This window comes from Catellatospora sp. KI3 (genome assembly GCF_029948125.1).
Lineage (GTDB): Bacteria > Actinomycetota > Actinomycetes > Mycobacteriales > Micromonosporaceae > Catellatospora.
The window spans coordinates 14,694-30,804 of record NZ_JASAMB010000016.1; the positions used below are offsets into that span (position 1 = coordinate 14,694).

Sequence of the window (16,111 nt, forward strand, 5' to 3'; positions counted from 1 at the left end):
GAGGGCATGTCCGCAAACCGGAAAGGCACACCGTGATGAGCACCGCAGCGGCCCCGGCCGGCACCCCGGCCGACGTCTTCGTCATCTTCGGCATCAGCGGCGACCTGGCCAAGGTGATGACCTTCCACTCGCTGTACCGGCTGGAGGCGCGAGGCCTGCTCGACTGCCCGATCATCGGCGTGGCCGTCGACCCGTGGAGCGAGCAGGACCTGCGCGAGCACGCCCGGGCCGCGATCGAGACCAAGGGCGAGAAGATCGATGAGGACGCCTACGAGCGGCTGATGGGCCGCATGTCCTACCTCGCGGGCGACTTCTCCGACGCCGACACGTACGCCCGCGTCGAGGCCGCGATCGGCGACGCCCGGACCCCGGTCTACTACCTGGAGATCCCGCCCTCGCTGTTCGGCATGGTCATCAAGGGGCTGGCCGGCGCGAAGGTGATCCGGGACGGCCGGGTCGTGGTGGAGAAGCCGTTCGGTCACGACCAGCAGTCCGCCAAGGCGCTCGCCGACGAACTGCACCAGTACGTGGCCGAGCCGCAACTGTTCCGCATCGACCACTTCCTGGGCAAGATGGGCCTGGATGAGCTGCTCTACCTGCGGTTCGCCAACACGTTCCTGGAACCGGTGTGGAACCGCAACTACGTCGAGTCGGTGCAGATCACCATGGCCGAGGACTTCGGCGTGGAGGACCGGGGCCACTTCTACGACCCGGTGGGCGCGCTGCGCGACGTCGTCGTCAACCACCTGATGCAGGTGGTGTCGGCGGGCGCGATGGAGGCGCCGGCCGGACCGGACCCGGACACCATCAAGAACGCGCAGGTGGCGCTGTGGAAGGCGGTCGCCACCGCCGACCCGGCCCGGTATGTGCGCGGCCAGTACGACGGCTACCTGGGCATCGACGGGGTGGCGAAGGACTCGGCCACCGAGACGTACGCCGCGCTGCGGCTGGACATCGACAACTGGCGCTGGTCGGAGGTGCCGTTCTTCATCCGTACCGGCAAGTGCCTGTCGGTGACGCAGACGGAGTTCCGGCTGGTGTTCAAGAAGCCGCCCCGGCTGGGGCTGCGGCTGCCGTTCGAGCGCAAGCCGGAGGCCAACCAGATCGTGGTGCGCCTGGACCCGGGCACGGGCATCCGGTACCGGTTCGACGCCAAGCGCGCCGACGAAGCCGCCCCGCAGGCGGTCACCGCCGACGTCGAGTTCTCCCGCGAGGGCGGCGAGGGCGCCACCCCGTACGAGGTGCTGCTGCACGCGGCCCTGACCGGCAACAGCATGCGGTTCACCCGGCAGGACGGGGTCGAGGAGACGTGGCGGATCATGCAGCCACTGCTGGACTCGCCGCCGCCGGTGCACCCGTACGCCAAGGGCGGCATGGGCCCGCAGGCCGCCGACGCCCTGGTCGCCGACTTCGGCGGCTGGCGTGAGCCCTGGATGCCCTGACCTTCGGCATAACGGCCTCGGACAGTCCTTCTGTCTTTATTGTGTGGTTAAGGGCGAAAAGATCGCCCGGGGACAGGAGAGACGATGCGTGACTGGCTGCTTTCCGACCAGCCCGCGCAGCTGCTGCCCGCGCGCAGCCAGATGGCGTTCACGCTGATGTTCCACATCATCTTCGTGCCGCTGGGCGTGGCGCTGCCGGCGCTGATGCTGATCGCCAACTACAAGGGCCTGCGGCGCGGCGACCAGGTCGCACTGACGCTGGCCCGGCGCTGGTCGCACGTGGCGGGGCTGACCTTCGCGGTCGGCGCGGTGTCGGGCACCGTGCTCTCGTTCGAGATGGGCCTGCTGTGGCCAGGGCTGACCGGCGTGTTCGGCGACGTGTTCGGGCTGCCGTTCATGATCGAGGGCATCGCCTTCTTCCTGGAGGCGATCCTGGTCGCGATCTACATCTACGGCTGGCGGCGCCTCAAGCCCTGGACCCACTTCTGGCTCGGCCTGCCGATCCCGTTCATCGCCATCCTGGGCGCGTTCTCCATCATCGCGGCGAACTCGTGGATGAACACCCCGGCCGGGTTCACCATGGGCGCCGACGGCCTGCCGACGAACATCGACCCCGTCGCGGCGATCTTCACCGACGCACTGCCGTACGAGCTCTCGCACTTCCTGCTCGCCATGTACATGGCCGCCGGTTTCATGGTCGCCTCGGTGTACGCGGTCGGCTGGTTCAAGGGCCGCCGCGACCGCTACCACCGCCTCGGCTTCCTCATCCCGTTCACCGTCGCCGCGATCGCGACCCCGCTGCAGTTCATCGCCGGGGACACCATCGCCCGCTGGCTGGCCGGGGCGCAGCCGGTCAAGTTCTCGGCGATGGAGGTGGTGACCCAGTCCGGCACCGACCAGCCCGAGATCATGTTCGGCCGGTTCGACGCCGCGACCAACACCGTCACCGGCGGCCTCAGCATCCCGGGCCTCAACTCCATCCTCGTCGGGTTCAGCACGGACACCTACGTGCAGGGCCTCAACGCCGTACCCGCCGGCGACTGGCCGTCCAACGTCAACATCGTGCACTGGGCCTTCGACATCATGGTCACCATCGCCTCGCTGCTGGGGGTGCTCGCGCTCTGGTTCGCCTTCCTGTACTGGCGCAAGCGCGAAGTCCCCAGCAACAAGCTCTTCCTCTGGTGCGCCATCGCCGCGGCGCCGCTCACCGTCCTGGCGGTCGAGTCCGGCTGGATCGTCACCGAGGTCGGCCGCCAACCCTGGATCGTCTACAACGTCATGCGCACCGCGCAGGCGGTCACCCACGCCGAGGGCATCTGGATCAGCTTCACCGTGGTCGTGCTCCTGTACGCCTTCCTCGCCACCGCCACCATCACCGTGCTGCGCGTCATGGCCCGGCGCTGGCGCGGCACCCAGCACACCGACGACACCGCCGCCGTCTACGGTCCCCGGCCCGACCTGGACCGCACCGGGACCGCGTCGTGAGCGCCGCGGACGGCGTGGCGGCCGTACTCGTCCTGGTCATCACCCTGTACGCCTGGTCCGGCCTGGCCGACTACGGCGCCGGGTTCTGGGACCTGCTCGCCGGCGACCGCGCGACCGGGCGGCGCCCGCGCCAGCTCATCGACGCCGCGGTCACCCCGATCTGGGAGGCCAACCACGTCTGGCTCGTCTTCATCCTGGTCGTGGCCTGGACCGCGTTCGGCATCGCGTTCGCCTCGATCATGACGACGCTGTACATCCCGCTGTTCCTGGCGGCGCTGGGCATCGTGCTGCGCGGCGCGAGCTTCGCGCTGCGCAAGGACGCCGCCCGCGAGGGGCGCCGCCACGTGGCCGGATGGCTGTTCGGACTCGGCTCGATCCTCACCCCGTTCTGCTTCGGCACGGTGCTGGGCGCCCTGGCCGCCGGGCGCGTACCGGTCGGCAACGCGGCCGGCAACGAGATCACCAGCTGGTGGAATCCGGTGTCGATCCTGACCGGCGTGCTCGCCGTGGCCTCCGGCGCGTTCCTGTCCGCGGTCTACCTGGTCGCCGAGGCGCGCCGCCGGGACCTGCCCGACCTGGAGCGCTACTTCTGGACCCGCGCCATCGCGGCGGGGGCGGTCGGGCTGGTCGCCGGTGCCGCCGCCGCGATCGCGCTGCACGGCGACAACCCGCAGATGTTCGACCGCCTCGTCAGCCGCAGCATCCCGCTGCTGCTCATCGGGGTGATCGCGCTGGCCGCGACGATGTACCTGGCCCGCCGGGCGGTGGTGCGCGGACTGCGCGTGGTCGCCGCCGTCGGCGTCGCCGCGCTGATCTGGTCCTGGGCGGTCGCGCAGGCGCCGTACCTGCTGCCGTTCACGCTGACCATCGACGACGGCGCCGGGGCCGCCCCGACCCTGCGCTGGGTGCTCATCTGGACGGTGATCGCGCTGCTGGCGATCATCCCGGCGCTGGCCCTGCTGTACAGCCTCGACCAGCGCAGCACCGACCTCGGCGAGGACCCGGCCACGGCCCGTCCCGAAACCGACCTGAGCCGCTAGGCCGCCGCCATGGAGTCGCTGCGTACCGCCGGTTCGAAAGCCTGGTCGCTGGTCGGCATCGGACTGGTCCTCGCCGCGGTCGTGTTCCTGGTCATCCTGCTGAAGCCGCTGGCCATCGCGATCGGCGCCGCGCTGTGCGTGTCGCTGGCCCTCACCCCGGCGGTCGACGCGCTGGTCCGGCGGGGGCTCAAACGCACCCTGCTCGCCGCGCTCTCCATCCTGCTGCTGCTCGCGGTCGGTGCGGGCGTGCTGCTGCTGGTGGTCAAGGGGCTGGCCAGCCAGTGGGGCGAGCTGTCGGCGGCGGTGGCCAAGGGCGTCGACCGGCTGCGCGAGGTGCTCGCCTCGCTCGGCATGCAGGAGTCGATGGCCGAGGAGGCCCGCGAGTCGCTGAGTTCGCACGCCGGCAGCCTGATCTCCGGCCTGGGCCCGCCCCTGGACCACCTGCTCGGCGGCCTGGCCACCGTGTTCATCATCGGCTTCGTCTTCCTGTTCACCACGTTCTTCATGCTCAAGGACGGCCCCGGCATGGTGCGGACGGCGGTGCCGTGGGTGCCGCTGGGACCGGCGTGGCTGGCCCAGGTGGGCCGGATCATCCGGGGGTACGTGGTCGGGCTGACCCTGCTCGGGGCGTTCAACGCCGCCGTGGTCGCGCTGGGCGCCTTCGCCCTGGGCGTGCCGCTGATCGGCACCCTCGTCGTGGTGACCCTGCTCGGCAACTACGTGCCCTACCTGGGCGCGTGGGTCGCCGGGGCGTACGCGGTGCTGATCGCGCTCGCCTCGGGCGGCGCGCAGACCGCACTGATCATGATCCTGGTGGTGTGCCTGGCCAACGGCACCCTGCAGACCATGCTCCAGCCCTTCGCGTACGGCGCCGCCCTGCGCATGCACCCGCTGACCATCCTGCTGGCCACGGTCGTCGGCGGCCTGCTCGCCGGCATCATCGGCGTGATGATCGCCGCCCCCGTCGCCGCGATCATCCAGCACACGGTCCAGATGCTCCGCACCCCGCCGACACCGGTCTCGTCCCCCGAACCCGAGTGACCGCCCCGGCCAAACCCATCTCGGGCGGGTGGAGACGGCTAGGCTCGGCGGGACTGTTCCCGTTTTGGAGGCCGAGATGCAGGTATCCGGCGCTGCCGCGCTCGTCCCCAGCGGCACCGAACGACCGCTGGTGGTCTACCGCGACGAGGCCACCGGGGAGCGGGTCGAGCTGACCGCGGCGGCGCTGGCCGAGGGCGTGGCGCGGACGGCGGGCCTGCTGCGCGACGGGTGCGGCCTGGGGGCGGGCGACCGGATCGCCGTGCTGCTGCCGCCGCACTGGCAGACGGCGGCCGTGGTGCTCGGCGCCTGGTCGCTCGGCGTCGCGGTGTCCTACCGCTCCTGGGCGACGGCGGGTTTGAGCAGCTCCGACGGCGCGGAGCCGCTGGACGCCGCGTTCGTCGCGCGCGACCGGGTGGACAGCTGGCTGGAGACCGTGCCACCGGCCCGCCACCGGTTCGTGCTCGGCCTGGGCGCCCGCGGCGCCGCGCTGGCGGAGGTGCCTGACGGCTACCTCGACTACGCCGCCGAGCTCGGCCGGTACGCCGCGCACGCCCCGGCGTACCGGGCGGTGCTCGACACGGACGCGGCCACCCCCGACGGCACCACGTTCCAGGAGTGGGCGCGGGTCGCGGGCGGCATCGCGCACTGGCTCGAGCTGCGGTCCGGTGACCGCCTGCTCGTCGACGTGGCCAGGCACGCCGACCCGGTGAGCTGGCTGCTGGCACCGCTGGCGGCCGGGGCCACGCCGGTGATCGTCGCCAATCTCGACCGGGACGCCGTGGACCGGGTGGTCGCCGCCGAGGGCGTCACCCGCGTGCCCTGACCGGCCTCAGCCGAGCTCGACCCGGTACTGGTCGTGCCGGGCCCACAGCTCCACCCACTCGTCGTCGGTGAGGGTGCGGCCGGACGCCCCGATCTCGGCCAGCTCGCGGAAGTACTGCTCGCGGGGCGGCGCCGGGGCGAACAGCACCAGCATCGACGCGGGCTCGTCGGTGTCGTTGCGGAAGCCGTGCGCGACCCCCTCGGGCACGTGCAGGAAGTCGCCGCTGCGCGCGGTGACCCAGCGGGCGCCGTCGTAGACGGTCAGGGCTCCGGCCGTGACGTAGAACGACTCCGAGAACGTCCTGTGCAGGTGGGCGTCGGTGCCGCCGGTGCGGGGCGCCGCGACCCATTCGAACAGGCCGAACCGGCCCTGGGTGGCCGCGCCGGGCGCGACGAACCGGGCGGTGCTGCCCGTGGCCATCGTGACGCCCTCAGCGGCGTCCGACGGGTGGAACCCGGCCCGCGCCGGGTCGGTGAAGTCGGTCATCGTGGTCCTCCTGTTCGGATCGACTCTATTGGTTGCCGGGCGCCGGTTCGGCACCCGCCAGGTAGCCGGCCACGACACCGTCGAGGTGGCCGCGGCAGGCCCGGTGCAGGTACGGGCCGAAGCTGATGCGGGCCACCCCGAGCGCGGCCAGCCCGCGCAGCTCGCCCGCGTCCCTGGCCAGCACGTTGACCGGTGCTCCGGCCCCGGCCACGAACTCGGCGACGGCGGCGTGGTCGGACAGCCCGATCGGGTACACGCAGTCGGCCCCCGCGGCCCGGTAGCGCCGGGCGCGCTGCAGGGCCCCGTCCAGCAGCACGGTGGTGCCGCCCGCCGGGCGCAGGTACGTGTCGATGCGGGCGTTGAGCACCAGGTCGACGCCCCGGTCGCGGGCGGCGGCCCGCACCTCGGCCAGGAAGTCGGCCTGCCGCCCCGGGTCGACGAGTTCACCCGTCGCGGGATCGGAGTCCTCCAGATTGCACCCGGCCGCGCCGGTGGCGGCGAGCCGTTCGACCAGCTCGGCGGGGCGCATCCGGTAGCCGCGTTCCAGATCGGCGGTGACCGGGACCGGCACCGCCGCGGCGATGCGGGCGACCGCGTCGAGCAGCTGCCCGACCGGCGCCGTCTCGCCGTCGCGGTGGCCGAGGCTGTCGGCCATCGCGACGCTGCTGGTGGCGACGGCGGGCAGCCCGGCGGCCACGACCGCGTACGCCGAGGTGCAGTCCCACACGTTCGGCAGCAGCAGCGGTGTGCCGGGGCGGTGCAGGTCGCGCAGCACGGCGGCGTGCCGGTTGACCGTGGCGGCGGGGTCGCTGGTCTGCCCGCCCTCGGCGGCGGGGGACCAGCGGCCGGGCGGGGTCACGACAGCGGCCAGGGTCGGGCGGCGGCGCCGAGCCGGTTCCAGGCGTTGATCACCGTGATGGTCCACATCAGCTCGGCCAGTTCGACCTCGCTGAAGTGCTCGGCTGCCGCGGCGACGACCTCGTCGCCGACCGGGGCCTCGCTGAGGCGGGTCATCGCCTCGGTCAGCGCGAGGGCGGCGCGCTCGCGGCCGGTGAAGAACGGGGTGTCGGCCCACACCGGCAGCGCGTACAGCCGCCGGGGCTCCTCGCCGCCGGTCAGCGCGTCGCGGGAGTGGGTGTCCACGCAGTACGCGCAGCCGTTGAGCTGCGACGCGCGGGCGCGGACCAGCTCCAGCAGCCCGGCTTCCAGGCTGACCTCGCGGGAGGCGGCGTCGAGGGCGTTCATGGCCTTGTTGATGTGCGGGGCCAGCGTCCCGACGGCGACGCGGACGGGGATCTCGGTGCTCGTGTTCGTCATGACCTTCACGCTACGAGGCGAATGGCTCCATACTAAGGTCCACTTGTGTGAACATTGAGTGGGCCAATTCCGTCGATCTGCACCTCGACCTGGAGGCGGCGGGCGGGCGGCGGCAGGCGCTGGAGCAGGCACTGCGCGAGGCGATCCGGTCCGGACGGCTGGCGCCGCAGACCCGGCTGCCCTCCACCCGCGCGCTGGCGGCCGGGCTGCACCTGGCCCGCAACACGGTCGCCGCCGCGTACGAGCAGCTCACCGCTGAGGGCTATCTCAGCGCCCGGGTCGGTTCGGGCACCGAGGTGGCGGGCGCCCCGCCGCGGCCCGCCCCCGCGAGCGTGCCCGCGGCACCGGCCGCCCCCCGGTTCGACCTGCGCCCCGGCAGCCCCGAGGTGGGCACCTTCCCGGTCGACGCGTGGCTGCGGGCCACCCGCCGGGCGCTGGCCGGTGCGCCGGTGTCGGCGTACGACTACGGCGACCCGCGCGGCCGCCCCGAACTGCGCGCCGCGCTGGCCGACTACCTGGGCCGCGCCCGGGGCGTGCTCGCCGACCCCGAGCGCATGCTCATCTGCTCGGGGTACGTGCAGGCCCTCGGCCTGCTGGCCCGGACGATCGGCGGTCCGATCGCGCTGGAGGACCCGGGGCTGGCGTTCCATCGCGAGGTGGTCCGCCACCACGGCGCGGAGGTCCTCGCGCTGCCGGTCGACGAGCTGGGCGCCCGCACCGACCTGCTGGGCCGCGACGGGCTGCTGTCGGCGCGGGCGGCGGTGCTGACCCCGGCGCACCAGTACCCGATGGGCGTGACCCTGCATCCGGCCCGGCGCCGGGCGGCGGTCGCCTGGGCGCGGACACACGACGCGGTCGTGGTCGAGGACGACTACGACGGCGAGTTCCGGTACGACCGCCAGCCCGTCGGCGCGCTCCAGGCGATGTCGCCGGAGCATGTCGTCTACATCGGCACCGCGGCCAAGACGCTGGGCCCGGCGCTGCGGCTGGCCTGGATGGTGCTGCCCGAGCGCCTGATGGAGCCGCTGACGGCGGCCAAGCGCCTGGCCGACCTGCACACGGAGTCGATCGGGCAGCTCGCCCTGGCCGACCTGATCACCTCGCACGCCTACGACCGGCACATCCGCTCCTGCCGCCTGAACTACCGGCGCCGCCGGGACCTGCTGATCGACCGGCTCGGCCGCCGCCACCCGCTGGGGGGCGTCGCCGCGGGGATGCACGCGGTCATCGACCTGCCCGCCGGCGGCCCCGGCGAGGCCGATGTCGTGGCGAGCGCCGCCGCGCGCGGACTGGCCGTCGGGGCGCTCGGACCGCACTGGCACACCGCGCCCGCCGCGCAGGGCCTGATCATCGGGTATGCCACGCCGAGCCGGGCGAGCTATCCGGCCGCCGTCGACCTGCTCGCCCGCACCCTGCACGGGCGCTGACGGCCGTCAGCGGACGACGTGGAAGACCTGCTTCTGGATGCCGTTGGCGTAGGTGTCGTGCTCGACCAGCGCCAGCTTGCGGGTGTCGGTGTCGGCGGCGCTGAACAGGCGCTTGCCCGCACCGAGCAGGAGCGGGAACACCAGCAGGTGGTAGCGGTCGATCAGGCCGGCGTCGGACAGGCTGTGGTTCAGGGCGGCGCTGCCGTGCACGATGATCGGGCCGCCCTCGGTCTCCTTCAGCGCGGCCACGTCGTCCATCGAGCGCAGGATCGCGGTCTGGCCCCAGTCGGAGACCAGGTCGCCCTCGGCCAGGGTCGTCGAGACGACGTACTTCGGCATGGCGTTGTAGGCGGCGAACTCCGCCATGGTCGGCCACACCGGGCTGAACGCCTCGTAGCTGGTCCGGCCCAGCAGCATCGCGGCGGCCTCCTCCTGCTCCCGGCCCTTGAGCTCGTACGCCTCGGGGAGGAAGTCGACCTCCTTGAAGGTCCAGCCGGAGTTGCGGTATCCGGGCTCGCCGCCCGGACCCTCCATGACGCCGTCGAGCGAGATGAAGGCGGTGCTGATCAGAGTGCGCATGTCGGTCTCCTGAATCCGGTTCGCCGGGCGGTGCCCCGTGCAGGACTCAGCTTGCTACCGACAATAAAATTTGTCAAGGCACATTAAGTTGTCGGTGAGCCGCGGGGTCAGGCGGCGGGCGGGGGCGGGGCCAGGCGGGCCAGGATCTGGCGGGCCTGATCGGCGTGTTCGGAGGTGACGCTGATCGCGTACTGCCCGGCCTGCAGCGACTCGGCCGAGGTGAAGTCGCGGCGGCCCCGGGTCATCGCGTGCGCGACGGCGCCGAAGATCGCGCCCCAGATCGCCGCCACGACCACGGCGGTCAGCACGACCGCGAGCCAGTTCGCGCGGGCGAAGATGCCGAACAGCAGGCCGATGAACAGGCCGAACCAGGCGCCGGCACCGGCGCCGTACAGGGCGGCCCGGCCGGTGGTCATCCGGCCCAGGATCTTCTCGACCAGGCGCAGGTCGGTGCCGACGATGGCGGTGTGCTCGACCGGGAACCTCTGGTCGGACAGGTAGTCCACCGCCCGCTGGGCATCGCGGTACTCGGTGTAGCTGGCCACGGTCACCATCGCCCGGGTGGGGTCGGTGGGCCGGGTGGACGGCAGCGGTGTGGTCATGTCCTGATCTTCACACCTTCTTGCTGTATTACCCCGGTACATGGAGAAAGTCCATCGATGATCGGCGGGCAGCGGGCGGCCCCGGAGCCGTGGGAGGAGTGCACGGATCCGGGGCCGCCGCGCGGTCAGCGGTGCCCGCCGCCGTGTCCGCCGCCGAGCACCCCCGCCTGCGCGGCCTTCACGATGGCGTCGGCCTCCGCCTGCGTGAGCTTGCCGTCCTTGACCGCCTGGTCCAGCCGCTCCTTCAGCCGCGCCGCGCGGTCGGCCTGGGACTGCTCGCCGGTCCTGCCGTCGTCGCCGCGCTCGGAGCGCAGCTGCTCGCGTACCTTCGTCAGCGCGTCGGAGACCTTCTGCTCGTCGACGCCGAGCTCCTTGGCCAGCGCCGCGGCGAACGCCGCCTGCCGCGCGTCGCGGTCACCCGTGCCGGGCGACGTCGACGCCGAGGTGGACGGCGACGGGCTGGGGTCGGTCGCGTACGCCACCCCCGGCACCGCCACGCCGAGCGCCAGCACGCCGGCCGTCCCTAGCAGAGCCAGCTTCTTCTTCGTCGGTTTCACCATCGGAATCGCTTCCCTTCCCGATCGCCGGTCGATCGGCTCGCATCCGACGGTGACCTCCCAGCCTCGAAGAACTGCCTGGTCAACCTCAAAGGAGCCTGGCAACTGATCCTGATACGCACAGGTATGCACCTGTTGCCGCCGGGCAGCCGGGCGCGCATAGGCCAGGTGTGGCCTGGCGGCTCGCCGGGTACGGAAGTGGCGGAGGCACGATGACCGGCACCGATTTCGACGCCGTTGTGGTCGGCACCGGCCCGAACGGCCTGGCCGCCGCGGTCACCCTGGCCCGCGCCGGGCTGCGGGTGGCCGCGTACGAGGCGGCCGACAGCGTCGGCGGCGGGGCGCGTACCGAATGGCTGACCCTGCCCGGCTTCCGGCACGACCCGTGCTCGGCGGTGCACCCCCTGGGCGTCAGCTCGCCGGTGCTGCGCGCGTGGCCGCTGCACGACTACGGGCTGACCTGGCTGGACTCCGAGGTGGCGCTGGCGCATCCGTTCCCGGACGGGACGGCGGCGGTCCTGGACCGCTCCGTCGCGCGCACCGCCGCCTCGCTGGGCGCCGACGCGCAGCCGTACCGGCGGCTGGTCGCGCCGTTCCTCGGCCGCTGGGACGAGCTGGCGCCGGACGTGCTGCGGGCTCCGCTGGACGGCCTGCCCCGGCATCCGCTGCTGCTGGCGCGGTTCGGCACGCGGGCGGCGCTGCCGGTGGCGCTGCTGGCGCACCGGTTCGGCGGGCCCCGGGCCAGGGCGCTGCTGGCCGGGCTCGGCGCGCACGTGATGGCGCCGCTGACCTCGCCCGCGACCGGCGGGGTGGCGATGCTGTTCGCGCTGGCCGCGCACCGGTTCGGCTGGCCCGCGCCGCAGGGCGGGTCGCGGCGGCTGGCCGAGGCGCTGTCGAGCTACTTTCAGGTGCTGGGCGGCAAGGTCTTCACCGGCCACCTGGTGACGGCGCTGGACGAGCTGCCCACGGCGCGGGCGTACCTGCTGGACGTGTCGCCGCGCGCCCTGGCCGACCTGGCCGGGGACCGGCTGCCGGACCGGTTCGCGCGGCGGATGCGCCGCTACGAGCCGGGTCCGGGCGTCTTCAAGCTCGACTACGCGCTCGCGGGACCGGTTCCGTGGACGGCGCCGGCGTGCCGGCAGGCGGGCACCGTCCACGTCGGGCCGGGCTACGCCGACATCGACGCGTCCCTGCGTGCGGTACGCGGCGGCCGCGCACCCGAGCACCCGTACCTGATCGCGGCGCAGCCGAGCCTGGTCGACCCCACCCGCGCCCCGACCGGGCAGCACGTGCTCTGGGTGTACGCGCACGTGCCCAACGGCTGGACCGGCGACCTGACCGGGCCCATCGAGGCGCAGCTGGAACGGTTCGCGCCAGGGTTCCGTGATCTTGTACTGGCGCGGGTCGCGGCCGGTCCGGCCCAGGTCGCGCGGCGCAACCCGAACAACATCGGCGGCGACATCGCCAACGGGCGCGCCGACGGACTGCGGTTGCTGCTGCGTCCGACCGCGGCACCGGTTCCGTACGCCACCCCGGACCCCGCCGTGTTCCTCTGCTCGGCGGCGACCCCGCCCGGCCCCGGCGTGCACGGCATGTGCGGCTACCACGCGGCCCGCACCGCGCTGCGCCGCGTCTTCGGCATCGACCTCGACGGACCGTGACGGTGGACTGGTTCACCGCACCGGAGTACTGGTGGGGCAGGCTGCTGTTCCAGCGCGGCCTGGCCGGGCTCTACCTGGTGGCGTTCCTGGTGGTGGTGAACCAGTTCCGGCCGCTGCTCGGTGAGCGCGGGCTGACCCCGGTGCCGGACTACCTGGCCTACACGCCGTTCTCGCGCGCCCCGAGCCTGTTCCACTGGCGCTACTCCGACCGGCTGCTGGCGGCAGCGGCCTGGACGGGGACGGCCGTGTCGGCGCTGCTGCTGCTCGGCGTCGGCGACCTGGTCCCCGTCTGGGCCGCGATGGCGCTGTGGCTGCTGCTGTGGGCGCTCTACCTGTCCATCGTCAACGTCGGCCAGCTCTGGTACTCGTTCGGCTGGGAGAGCCTGCTGCTGGAGGCCGGGTTCCTGGCCGTGTTCCTGGGCAACGCGCGCGTCGGGCCGCCCGTGCTGGTCCTGTGGCTGCTGCGCTGGCTGCTGTTCCGGCTGGAGTTCGGCGCCGGGCTGATCAAGCTGCGGGGCGACCGGTGCTGGCGCGACCTGACCTGCCTGTACTACCACCACGAGACGCAGCCGATGCCCGGCCCGCTCAGCCGCCTGTTCCACCTGCTGCCGCGGCCGCTGCACCGGGTCGAGGTCGCCGCCAACCACTTCGTGCAGCTCGTGGTGCCGTTCGGCCTGTTCGCGCCGCAGCCGGTGGCGACCGTAGCGGCGGCCTGCATCATCGTGACGCAGCTGTGGCTGGTCGCCTCGGGCAACTTCTCCTGGCTCAACTGGATGGCGATCATCCTGGCCGCCTCGGTGCTGGACCTGTCGGCGGTGCTCGGCACCGGTCCGACCGCGGCCGCCCCCGCCTGGTACGCCGCCGTCGTGCTGGCGGTCACCGTCCTGGTGCTGGTGCTGAGCTGGCGCCCGGCCCGCAACCTGCTGTCGCGCCGGCAGCTGATGAACGCCAGCTTCGACCGGCTGCACCTGGTCAACACGTACGGCGCGTTCGGCAGCGTCACCCGGGTGCGCCGCGAGATCGTCATCGAGGGCACCGACGCGACCGAGCTGACCTCCGACACGGTATGGCGCGAGTACGGCTTCAAGGGCAAACCCGGCGACGCGCGCCGCCTGCCGCCGCAGGTCGCGCCGTACCACCTGCGGCTGGACTGGCTGATGTGGTTCGCGGCGCTGTCGCCCGCGTACGCCGAGCCCTGGCTGCCGCGGCTGCTGCACAAGCTGCTCGACGGCGACCGGCCGACGCTGCGACTGCTGCGCACCGACCCGTTCCCGGGCAAGCCGCCCGTGTACGTGCGCGCGCAGCTCTACCGCTACCGCTTCACCACCCGGGCCGAGCGCCGGGAGACCGGGCAGCGCTGGCAGCGCACCCTGATCGGGGAGTTCGTGCCCCCGATCGCCCTGAAGCAGGGCCGCCGCCGCGTCCGGTGAACCACGGGCGCCCCGGCCCGGCAACGGCGCGGCCGCCGGGTCCGGGTGGACACGGCGGCCGCGGGCTGCGGCGGGGGTCAGATGTCGGTGCGCTCCTCCACCCGGTACCCGGACGCCGAGTCGCGCGTGACGACGGGCTCGCGGGTCACCACGGTGCGGCGGTTGCGCGGACCCCAGATGAACGCGGTGAAGATCAAGCCCAGGGCACCGCCGATCATGAGGATCCAGCCGACGACGTCGATGTCCACGCCGCCGATGTGGAAGTCCAGGGCGAACGCGAAGATCGCGCCGAGAACGATGAGGAAGATGCTGGCGCCGATACCCATGGCGGCCTCCTTTGCTGACTGCGAGCGTGGTTTCGTCGTTGCGATACCCGCGTTCGCGGCCGGGAAACGGAGAAGCCGCCGCCGGTCACTCGGCCGAGGTGGGGGCCGGGGTGCGCGGCAGGCGCCCCGCCACGACGAGGGCGACCAGTGCCACCACGCCGAGCACGGCCATGGCCAGCCCGTACGACCGCTCCGGCGTCACGGTGATCCCGGCGACGAGGATGGTGCCCGCCACGGCGGTGCCCAGCGACGAGCCGAGGTTGGAGACGCTGCGCGAAAGTCCGGAGATCTCACCCTGCAGGCTGTCGGGGAAGGCCGACTGCACCACGTTCACCGACGGGGTCAGCATCATGCCCAGGCCCAGGCCGATGAGCAGCAGGCCGGGCGCGAACGCCCACGGGCTGGGCGAGCCGGTGACCAGCGCGAGCAGCGCGGCGACGCCGACCGCGGTCAGCACGAACCCGACCTGGATCAGCAGGCGCTGCGGGCGCCTGCGGGCGAGCCGCTCGGCGGCCAGCGACGAGGCGAGCAGACCGGCGGTGGTGGCGGTGAAGATGATGCCGGTCTGGATGGGGTCGTAGCCGCGGACGACCTGCAGGTAGGCCGAGACTACGAAGGAGGTGCCGGTGAGCAGCAGCCACTGCGCGTTCTGGGTGACCAGGCCCAGGTTGGAGGTGCGGTTGCGGAACAGCGCGGTCGACAGCAGCGGCTCCTGCCCGGCGCGCTCCTTGGTCCGTACCGAGCGGAAGAACAGCGCGAGCAGCAGCACGCCGGCGGCGATCAGGGCCACCATGACCCACAGGTTGTCGTCGGCGGCGAGGATGCCCGCGACGATCAGCACCAGGCCGAGCGCCGACAGCACCGCGCCCTTGGTGTCGAACGGCTTGGCCGGGTCCGGTGGCAGCGGGTCGTGGATCTTGCGGCTGAGCAGGACGATCGCGGCGATCACGGCCGCCTGGAACACGAACGCCCAGCGCCAGCCGAGCGTCGAGGCGATGAGGCCGCCGATGAGCGGGCCCGCGGCGGCGCCGATGCCGCCCAGCGCGCTGATCGCGCCGAACGCGCGGGCCCGGGTGGTGACGCCGGTGAACACCAGCGTGGTGAGGATGTAGACCGGCGGGATGAGCAGTGCGGTGCCGACGCCCTCGAAGATCGAGTTGCCGAGGATGAGCACGCCCAGGCCGGGTGAGACGGCGCTCATCAGGGCGCCGATGCCGTAGAGGATCAGCCCGGCGAGGAAGCAGCGCTTGCGGCCGTACTTGTCGGTGAGCTTGCCGCCCGGGATCATCAGCGCGGCCATCACCAGCAGGAAGATCGTGATGGCGATCTGGACGCCCTGGACCGTCGTGTTCAGGTCCTGGCTGATGTCGTTGATCATCACGTTCATGTTGGATCCGGCGAAGCTGCAGATGAACTGTGCCAGCGCCAGCGGCACCAGGATCTGGCGCAGCTCGGGGGAGAACCGCCCGCTCCGTACGGGCTCTGCCGCAGTCATGGCAACCTCACGGGTGAGCTGGTCTTTCGTCCAGCATCACCGCGAGACGTCCACTATGCCCCCCGAATACGCAATTTCCCGGCCAGCACCCCGGGGCTACCGGGACCGGTTCGCCGCGCGGCGCCGCTTGCGCTCCGCGGCCAGGATCTCCTTCGCCTCCGCCTGCGAGAGTCCCAGCTCGGTGAGCAGGCGCCGGTGCGGAATGATCAGCAGCGCGCCGATGCCGACGCCGAGCAGCGGGCCGACCCGGAAGTCCAGACCGGCGGCCACCAGCGCCGCCGCCAGCCCGAGGATGATCACGATCACGATCAGGGCGGCCAGCTTGAGCCGGCGGTTCGACTGGATCAGCCGGTCGAGGTCGACGGGGCTGAGTTCACGCATGATGGCCACGGCCTTTCGG

At 72.7% G+C, this 16,111-nt stretch carries 17 protein-coding genes; 8 read left to right on the forward strand and 9 right to left on the reverse strand.

Annotated features, from left to right (window positions below; translation table 11 throughout):
* Positions 1–35: 35 nt before the first annotated feature.
* The 5 genes from zwf to QEZ54_RS23620 all read left to right on the forward strand — a co-directional run bounded on the left by zwf (position 36) and on the right by QEZ54_RS23620 (position 5,831).
* Positions 36–1,442, forward strand: a complete 1,407-nt coding sequence (gene zwf / locus QEZ54_RS23600; RefSeq protein ID WP_281306894.1) for a glucose-6-phosphate dehydrogenase — start codon at positions 36–38, stop codon at positions 1,440–1,442.
* An 84-nt stretch (positions 1,443–1,526) separates the two neighbouring features.
* On the forward strand, positions 1,527–2,927 hold the full coding sequence (locus QEZ54_RS23605; protein ID WP_281306895.1) for a cytochrome ubiquinol oxidase subunit I: 1,401 nt from the start codon (positions 1,527–1,529) through the stop codon (positions 2,925–2,927).
* Positions 2,924–3,967 (forward strand): cytochrome d ubiquinol oxidase subunit II, encoded by a 1,044-nt coding sequence (locus QEZ54_RS23610; RefSeq protein ID WP_281306896.1) that lies wholly within the window; start codon positions 2,924–2,926, stop codon positions 3,965–3,967. The genes QEZ54_RS23605 and QEZ54_RS23610 overlap by 4 nt, the downstream gene beginning before the upstream one ends.
* Positions 3,968–3,976: 9 nt before the next feature.
* On the forward strand, positions 3,977–5,008 hold the full coding sequence (locus tag QEZ54_RS23615; protein WP_281306897.1) for an AI-2E family transporter: 1,032 nt from the start codon (positions 3,977–3,979) through the stop codon (positions 5,006–5,008).
* 76 nt (positions 5,009–5,084) lie between these two features.
* A complete protein-coding gene (locus tag QEZ54_RS23620; protein ID WP_281306898.1) occupies positions 5,085–5,831 on the forward strand; it encodes a TIGR03089 family protein in 747 nt (248 codons plus the stop codon).
* Positions 5,832–5,837: 6 nt separating this feature from the next.
* Here the strand turns inward: QEZ54_RS23620 and QEZ54_RS23625 are convergent, their stop codons facing one another.
* The 3 genes from QEZ54_RS23625 to QEZ54_RS23635 are packed head-to-tail and all read right to left on the reverse strand — an operon-like array spanning position 5,838 to position 7,634.
* Positions 5,838–6,317 carry a cupin domain-containing protein gene (locus QEZ54_RS23625; protein WP_281306899.1) on the reverse strand — a complete coding sequence of 160 codons (480 nt, stop codon included), beginning with the start codon at positions 6,315–6,317 and terminating at the stop codon, positions 5,838–5,840.
* Between the two features lie 25 nt (positions 6,318–6,342).
* A complete protein-coding gene (locus QEZ54_RS23630; protein ID WP_281306900.1) occupies positions 6,343–7,176 on the reverse strand; it encodes an isocitrate lyase/phosphoenolpyruvate mutase family protein in 834 nt (277 codons plus the stop codon).
* Positions 7,173–7,634 (reverse strand): carboxymuconolactone decarboxylase family protein, encoded by a 462-nt coding sequence (locus QEZ54_RS23635; RefSeq protein ID WP_281306901.1) that lies wholly within the window; start codon positions 7,632–7,634, stop codon positions 7,173–7,175. Before QEZ54_RS23635 ends, QEZ54_RS23630 begins: the two co-directional genes overlap by 4 nt.
* A 47-nt stretch (positions 7,635–7,681) precedes the next feature.
* On the opposite strand from QEZ54_RS23635, the gene QEZ54_RS23640 reads away from it, so the two are divergent.
* Positions 7,682–9,061, forward strand: a complete 1,380-nt coding sequence (locus tag QEZ54_RS23640; protein WP_281306902.1) for a PLP-dependent aminotransferase family protein — start codon at positions 7,682–7,684, stop codon at positions 9,059–9,061.
* A gap of 6 nt (positions 9,062–9,067) precedes the next feature.
* On the opposite strand, the gene QEZ54_RS23645 is transcribed toward QEZ54_RS23640, so the two are convergent.
* The 3 genes from QEZ54_RS23645 to QEZ54_RS23655 form a co-directional block, all read right to left on the reverse strand.
* Entirely contained in the window at positions 9,068–9,640 is a 573-nt protein-coding gene (locus tag QEZ54_RS23645) for a dihydrofolate reductase family protein (protein WP_281306903.1), read from the reverse strand.
* A 107-nt stretch (positions 9,641–9,747) separates the two neighbouring features.
* Positions 9,748–10,242: a general stress protein gene (locus QEZ54_RS23650; protein WP_281306904.1), complete on the reverse strand. Its 495-nt coding sequence runs from the start codon at positions 10,240–10,242 to the stop codon at positions 9,748–9,750.
* Between the two features lie 125 nt (positions 10,243–10,367).
* Positions 10,368–10,802 (reverse strand): hypothetical protein, encoded by a 435-nt coding sequence (locus QEZ54_RS23655; protein ID WP_281306905.1) that lies wholly within the window; start codon positions 10,800–10,802, stop codon positions 10,368–10,370.
* Between the two features lie 209 nt (positions 10,803–11,011).
* On the opposite strand from QEZ54_RS23655, the gene QEZ54_RS23660 reads away from it, so the two are divergent.
* Together QEZ54_RS23660 and QEZ54_RS23665 are read left to right on the forward strand one after the other, a co-directional pair.
* On the forward strand, positions 11,012–12,460 hold the full coding sequence (locus tag QEZ54_RS23660) for an NAD(P)/FAD-dependent oxidoreductase (protein WP_281306906.1): 1,449 nt from the start codon (positions 11,012–11,014) through the stop codon (positions 12,458–12,460).
* Positions 12,461–12,462: 2 nt separating this feature from the next.
* Positions 12,463–13,890 carry a lipase maturation factor family protein gene (locus tag QEZ54_RS23665; RefSeq protein WP_281306907.1) on the forward strand — a complete coding sequence of 476 codons (1,428 nt, stop codon included), beginning with the start codon at positions 12,463–12,465 and terminating at the stop codon, positions 13,888–13,890.
* 77 nt (positions 13,891–13,967) lie between these two features.
* Here the strand turns inward: QEZ54_RS23665 and QEZ54_RS23670 are convergent, their stop codons facing one another.
* The 3 genes from QEZ54_RS23670 to QEZ54_RS23680 all read right to left on the reverse strand — a co-directional run bounded on the left by QEZ54_RS23670 (position 13,968) and on the right by QEZ54_RS23680 (position 16,092).
* Positions 13,968–14,216, reverse strand: a complete 249-nt coding sequence (locus QEZ54_RS23670; RefSeq protein ID WP_281306908.1) for a DUF6458 family protein — start codon at positions 14,214–14,216, stop codon at positions 13,968–13,970.
* An 85-nt stretch (positions 14,217–14,301) separates the two neighbouring features.
* A complete protein-coding gene (locus QEZ54_RS23675; protein WP_281306909.1) occupies positions 14,302–15,711 on the reverse strand; it encodes an MFS transporter in 1,410 nt (469 codons plus the stop codon).
* 96 nt (positions 15,712–15,807) lie between these two features.
* Positions 15,808–16,092: a hypothetical protein gene (locus QEZ54_RS23680; RefSeq protein WP_281306910.1), complete on the reverse strand. Its 285-nt coding sequence runs from the start codon at positions 16,090–16,092 to the stop codon at positions 15,808–15,810.
* Positions 16,093–16,111 lie beyond the last annotated feature (19 nt).

Bases quoted from the DNA above. Each gene is read 5' to 3' on its own strand.
- QEZ54_RS23625 (WP_281306899.1), bottom strand. From the start codon at position 6,317: ATGACCGACTTCACCGACCCGGCGCGGGCCGGGTTCCACCCGTCGGAC.
- QEZ54_RS23635 (WP_281306901.1), bottom strand. From the start codon at position 7,634: ATGACGAACACGAGCACCGAGATCCCCGTCCGCGTCGCCGTCGGGACG.
- QEZ54_RS23675 (WP_281306909.1), bottom strand. From the start codon at position 15,711: ATGACTGCGGCAGAGCCCGTACGGAGCGGGCGGTTCTCCCCCGAGCTG.
- QEZ54_RS23620 (WP_281306898.1), top strand. From the start codon at position 5,085: ATGCAGGTATCCGGCGCTGCCGCGCTCGTCCCCAGCGGCACCGAACGA.
- zwf (WP_281306894.1), top strand. From the start codon at position 36: ATGAGCACCGCAGCGGCCCCGGCCGGCACCCCGGCCGACGTCTTCGTC.
- QEZ54_RS23605 (WP_281306895.1), top strand. From the start codon at position 1,527: ATGCGTGACTGGCTGCTTTCCGACCAGCCCGCGCAGCTGCTGCCCGCG.
- QEZ54_RS23680 (WP_281306910.1), bottom strand. From the start codon at position 16,092: ATGCGTGAACTCAGCCCCGTCGACCTCGACCGGCTGATCCAGTCGAAC.
- QEZ54_RS23670 (WP_281306908.1), bottom strand. From the start codon at position 14,216: ATGGGTATCGGCGCCAGCATCTTCCTCATCGTTCTCGGCGCGATCTTC.
- QEZ54_RS23655 (WP_281306905.1), bottom strand. From the start codon at position 10,802: ATGGTGAAACCGACGAAGAAGAAGCTGGCTCTGCTAGGGACGGCCGGC.
- QEZ54_RS23660 (WP_281306906.1), top strand. From the start codon at position 11,012: ATGACCGGCACCGATTTCGACGCCGTTGTGGTCGGCACCGGCCCGAAC.
- QEZ54_RS23615 (WP_281306897.1), top strand. From the start codon at position 3,977: ATGGAGTCGCTGCGTACCGCCGGTTCGAAAGCCTGGTCGCTGGTCGGC.
- QEZ54_RS23645 (WP_281306903.1), bottom strand. From the start codon at position 9,640: ATGCGCACTCTGATCAGCACCGCCTTCATCTCGCTCGACGGCGTCATG.
- QEZ54_RS23650 (WP_281306904.1), bottom strand. From the start codon at position 10,242: ATGACCACACCGCTGCCGTCCACCCGGCCCACCGACCCCACCCGGGCG.